Origin of the sequence: Kitasatospora sp. NPDC059577 (assembly GCF_042735475.1) — a bacterium.
In the GTDB taxonomy this organism is placed as follows: Bacteria; Actinomycetota; Actinomycetes; order Streptomycetales; family Streptomycetaceae; genus Kitasatospora.
Map to the genome: position 1 here is coordinate 1 of NZ_JBHWBZ010000126.1, position 4,800 is coordinate 4,800.

Sequence of the window (4,800 nt, forward strand, 5' to 3'; positions counted from 1 at the left end):
GTTGAGCGGTCCCACCGAGCTTTTAAAAACTCACGCCCCGGGCGGTCGGGGGGGGGGGGGGGGCGGGGCGGGGCCCCGCCGCCCGCCGCGATGGAGACTAGGACCAGATGTTGACCGAGTACGTGGTCGAGTTCATGTCGATGTACGGGGTGATGCTCCACGGGTTGAACCGTGCACCGGTGTCACGGCCGCCGCTGGTGTAGTAGTTGGTGTAACCGGTGTTCACACCCGAACCCACGGCGGAGGTCCCGGTCAGCCAGACGCTGACCGTCTGGGAGCCGCTGCCCGTGAAGCCGTAGCAGCGCACGGCGTTGTAGTGGTTGGGGCCGCCGGAGTAGACGGTCACCCCGCGGCCCTGGGCCGCACCGCAGTCGATCTGCTTGACGTCGGCGCTGGCCGGCGCGGCGAGCGCGACGGTCCCGGCGAGGATGCCGCCTGCGACGGCGCTGACGACGAGCTTCCGGCTGATCTTCACGCGCGTTCTCCCTTGATCTGCAGTCCTGGAAAGTCCTGGAAGGCTGTTCAGCGCAGGCCGGGCCTGCGGGAAGTGCGGTGGTGCTGTGACGCGGTGGCGCCGAGCCGGGACCTCGGTGCGGTCCGGCACCGGCGATCTCCGGCCCGCAATCAGACAATCGCATCGCCGACGCCCTGGCGAGCACGCTCCAGCGATCGTGAACGGAGGCTCCACGCCCCCTCCGACCGACCACCCGGGACCTTCGAGCGGGACCACCCCTGACCAGGGGCGATCCCTCCCGGCCCGGTCACGCCCGCGGCCCGGAGCGACGGCCCGGAGCGACGGCCCGGAGCGACGGCTCGGACCGACAACTCGAACCGGCAGCCCGGACCGACGGCTCAGGCCGACGGCTCGCCCGTCGTCGAACCGGCCTGCGCCGCACCGGCCTGCGCCGCCAGGCCGAGGAGCGTCGCGGTGAGGATGCGGGCCAGCCGGGGCTCGACCTCGATGACGGCGTGGGCGAGGCGCGGATCGCTGCGATAGAGGGCGGCGACCTCCGCGCCCGGATTGGCGATCTGCCACATCGCGCCGGCCAGCGCGACAGCGGTGGCGACCAGGTCGACGACGTCCTGCTCGCTCAGCACGGGCACCTGCTCGCGGACGGCCTCGGCGATCGGCTCGCGGGCGGCCCTGGTGGCGAGCTTGAAGTCGCGGACCGCGTCGAGCGAGACGTTGCGTTCGAGGTTGAGCGGCGCGTGGGCGAGCAGGTCGCAGAACATGCCCCGGGCCGCGAGCGTGGCGGCGAACGCCCGCGCCACGGCAGCCGGGCCCGGATCGTCGCTCGCCCGCAGCTGCGCGGTCAATGCGTCCGACCACTCGTGCCAGCCCTCGGCGGTCAGCCGCAGGTAGATCTCCTCGCGCGTCTCGAAGTACCGCAGCAGCGCCGACTTGTGCATGCCGACCGCGGCCGCGATGTCCGTCAGCGAGACGTCCCTGATGCCGCGTTCCCGGCCGAGTGCCCGGGCCGCCTCCAGGATCGAGGCCTCGCGCCGGCGCTTGGCCTCGGGCGAGCGCGCCCGCTGGAACTCCGATGGTGCATCCACCCGCCCATCGTAGAGCAACACCGTTGCCGTATTACCGAAACAGTGTTGCGCTATTACCGCAACGGTGTTTCACTAAAGACATGGAACAGACCTGGTTCATCACCGGCAGCTCTCGCGGCTTCGGCCGCACCCTCGTCCGCGCCGCCCTCGGAGCCGGCGACCGGGTGGCCGCGACCGCCCGCCGCCCCGAACAACTCGCCGACCTCGTAGCGGAGTTCGGCGACCGGATCCGGCCGATCGCACTCGACGTCACCGACCCGCAGGCCGCCCGCGCGGCCGTCGCCGAGGCCCACGCGCACTTCGGCCGGATCGACGTCCTGGTGAACAACGCCGGCTACGCCAACGTCTCGCCGATCGAGACCACCGAGGACGCCGACTTCCGCGCCCAGTTCGAGACCAACTTCTGGGGCGTCTACCACGTCACCAAGGCCGCGATCCCGCTGCTGCGCGAACAGCAGGGCGGCCTGGTCGTCCAGTTCTCCTCCATGGGCGGGCGGGTCGGCGGTTCGCCCGGCATCGCGTCCTACCAGGCGGCGAAGTTCGCCATCGACGGCTTCAGCCGCGTCCTGCGGGCCGAGACCGCGCCGTTCGGCGTGAAGGTGCTGGTCGTCGAGCCCAGCGGCTTCCGCACCGACTGGGCCGGCTCCTCGATGGTCGTCCACGACATCCCGGCGGCCTACGACGAGACGGTCGGCGCCGTCAACCGGCGACTGCGGCAGAACGCCGACGGCGCGGGCGTCGCCGGCGACCCGGTCCGCGCCGCCGAGATCCTCGTCCGGATGGCGAAGCGCAACGACATCCCCCACCACCTGCCCCTCGGGGTCAACGCCGCCGAGGGCTCCATCGCCATGGACCGCAGGCTGCTCGCCGACGACACCCGGTGGCGCGAGGTCTCCCGCTCGGCCGACTTCGCCGAGGCCTACCCGGTCCCCTTCCCGCCGGACGCGGCGAACTGACCGGGAGGGACGGGCAGGTGGGCCGACCGACCGGGCGGCCAGCGGCCGGCAGGCCCGCCCCCTCCCCCTCAGGAAGCCGCCGCGACCCGCGCCGTCAGCTCCGCCACCAGCCGGGCGGCCAGCGGCACGGACACCCCGTGCCGGTCGGCGGACCTCAGCAGCGCGCCGCCGATCGCGTCCAGCTCCAGCGGCCGGCCCGCCTCCGCGTCCCGCTGCATCGACGACTTCGCCTCCGCCGGGAAGGCGTCGTACAGCGCCAGGGTGCGCGCCGGGTCCACGGCCGCGCCGCACGCCCGGCCGACGGCGGCGGCCTCGGCCACGAGCGCCGACAGCTCCGCACGGTGCCCGGTCCGGACCGCGCCGATCGGCAGCCCGTACCGGGTGGTGAGCAGCGCGAACGGCGCGAGGAAGGCGAGCTTGCCCCAGAGCACGGTCGGCTCGTCCTCGATCACCCCGGTCCGGACACCGGCGGCCCCCAGCAGTCCGGCGAGGTCCGCGAGCCGGTCCGGCGGCCCGGCCAGGTCGATCTCGACGAAGGGGCTGCCGTGCTCGACCCTCCCGGGGGCGACCCTGGTCGACTCGACCCGCACCACGCCGGGGACGACCCGCTGCGCGCCGAACCGCCGGCGCAGCCCGTCCGCGTGCTCGACGCCGTTGAGCAGCGGCACGACCAGGCCGTCCGCGACCGCCTCGGGCGCGATCCGGGTACAAGCCTGCGACAGCGCGGTCTGCTTGACGGTCACCAGGCAGAGGTCGACGGGCTCGCGCAGTTCGGTGCACGCCTCGACCGGGGCGGTGAAGTCCCCGAACCGGGCGCTGCGGACGTGGATTCCGTCCCGTTGGAGGAGGCGTACGGTCGGCTCGCCCGCCAGGCAGATCACCCGGTGACCGGCGCGGGACAGCATCGCGGCCAGCAGGCCGCCGACGCCCCCGGGGCCGAGCACCGCCACCGTCCGGCGGCGGCCGACGCCGGACGCCGCGGCGGAAGCACCACGGCTCCCGCCGGGCGGAACGGACACGGCGGGTGGAGCAGGGGGGAGGGACGGAAAGGACGGTACGGACACGGTGGTTTCCTCTCGGCACGTCATGGGTCGGCACCGCGCGACCTCGCCGTGCGGAGGGATCCGCCGCGAGGCCGGGCCGGTTGCCGCCCGGGCCCTGTAGCGATGATCGAATCCCCCGACACCCAAGTCAATCCTGGAGATTCCTCGGGATGACCCAAGCAATGACTTGGGTCACCCTCGGACTGTCACCGGTCACCCCGATAATGCGGGGCGGTTGCTCGCCGTCGTACCGCAGACTCGAACCGAGCACTTACAGACCGGAGGATGGTTTTCATGGTTGACCGGCCGTTGACGCTGATGGCGGTGCACGCCCACCCCGACGACGAGGCCAGCGGAACAGGAGGTGTCCTCGCGCGGTACGCGGCGGAGGGCATCCGTACGGTCCTCGTCACGTGTACCGACGGCGGCTGCGGCGACGGACCGGGAGGTGTCAAGCCGGGCGACCCCGGCCACGACCCGGCCGCCGTCGCCGCGATGCGCCGTCAGGAACTCGAAGCCAGCTGCGAGGTCCTGAAGGTCAGCCACCTCGAACTGCTGGAGTACGCCGACTCCGGGATGATGGGCTGGGCGACCAACGAGGCCCCCGGCTCCTTCTGGCAGACCCCGGTCGAGGAAGGCGCCGCCCGGCTCGCCGAACTGATGCGCCGGTACCGGCCCGACGTCGTCGTCACCTACGACGAGAACGGGTTCTACGGCCACCCCGACCACATCCAGGCGCACCGCATCACGATGGCGGCGCTGGAACTGACCGAAACGGCGCCCAAGGTGTACTGGACCACGGCGCCGCACACGATGATGAAGCGGTTCGGGGAGGTCATGCGCGAGTTCGGCGCGGACTGGGAGGAGCCGGACCCGGCGGAGGCCGCCGAGATGCCCCAGATCGGCCTCCCCGACGAGGAGATCAGCACCTGGGTGGACACCACCGCGTTCGGCGACCAGAAGTTCGACGCCCTGGCCGCGCACGCCAGCCAGGGCGAGAACATCTTCTTCCTGCGGATGGGCAAGGAGCGGTTCAACGACCTGTGGGGCGTGGAGACCTTCCTCCGGGTCCGGGACACCACCGGCGCGGCCCTGCCCGAGAACGACCTCTTCGCCGGACTGCGCTGACCTCGGCGAGCCCCCCCGGCCCGGGGGGGCGCCCCCGGGCCGGCGGCCCCGACCGGGGGGGGGGCGGTCGGGGGCGCCGCGGCGGGGCGCGCCCCGGCGCCGCCGGCGGGCCCCCC

Annotated in this window: 5 protein-coding genes; 2 read left to right on the forward strand and 3 right to left on the reverse strand. The window is 73.2% G+C overall.

Translation table 11 applies throughout. The features are described from left to right. Positions 1-97: 97 nt before the first annotated feature. Positions 98-475 carry a hypothetical protein gene (locus tag ACFV0O_RS41165; RefSeq protein WP_380350110.1) on the reverse strand — a complete coding sequence of 126 codons (378 nt, stop codon included), beginning with the start codon at positions 473-475 and terminating at the stop codon, positions 98-100. 377 nt (positions 476-852) lie between these two features. After that, positions 853-1,557 (reverse strand): TetR family transcriptional regulator, encoded by a 705-nt coding sequence (locus ACFV0O_RS41170; RefSeq protein ID WP_380350112.1) that lies wholly within the window; start codon positions 1,555-1,557, stop codon positions 853-855. 80 nt (positions 1,558-1,637) lie between these two features. Between ACFV0O_RS41170 and ACFV0O_RS41175 the strand changes: the two genes are divergently transcribed. Further along, the gene (locus tag ACFV0O_RS41175; RefSeq protein WP_380350115.1) at positions 1,638-2,513 is read left to right on the forward strand and encodes an SDR family NAD(P)-dependent oxidoreductase; all 876 of its coding nucleotides are present in this window, start codon (positions 1,638-1,640) and stop codon (positions 2,511-2,513) included. Positions 2,514-2,581: 68 nt separating this feature from the next. Here ACFV0O_RS41175 and ACFV0O_RS41180 read toward each other — a convergent pair whose 3' ends face one another. Further along, positions 2,582-3,532 carry a ketopantoate reductase family protein gene (locus ACFV0O_RS41180; RefSeq protein ID WP_380350117.1) on the reverse strand — a complete coding sequence of 317 codons (951 nt, stop codon included), beginning with the start codon at positions 3,530-3,532 and terminating at the stop codon, positions 2,582-2,584. Between the two features lie 318 nt (positions 3,533-3,850). On the opposite strand from ACFV0O_RS41180, the gene ACFV0O_RS41185 reads away from it, so the two are divergent. Next, on the forward strand, positions 3,851-4,684 hold the full coding sequence (locus tag ACFV0O_RS41185; protein WP_380350120.1) for a PIG-L family deacetylase: 834 nt from the start codon (positions 3,851-3,853) through the stop codon (positions 4,682-4,684). Positions 4,685-4,800 lie beyond the last annotated feature (116 nt).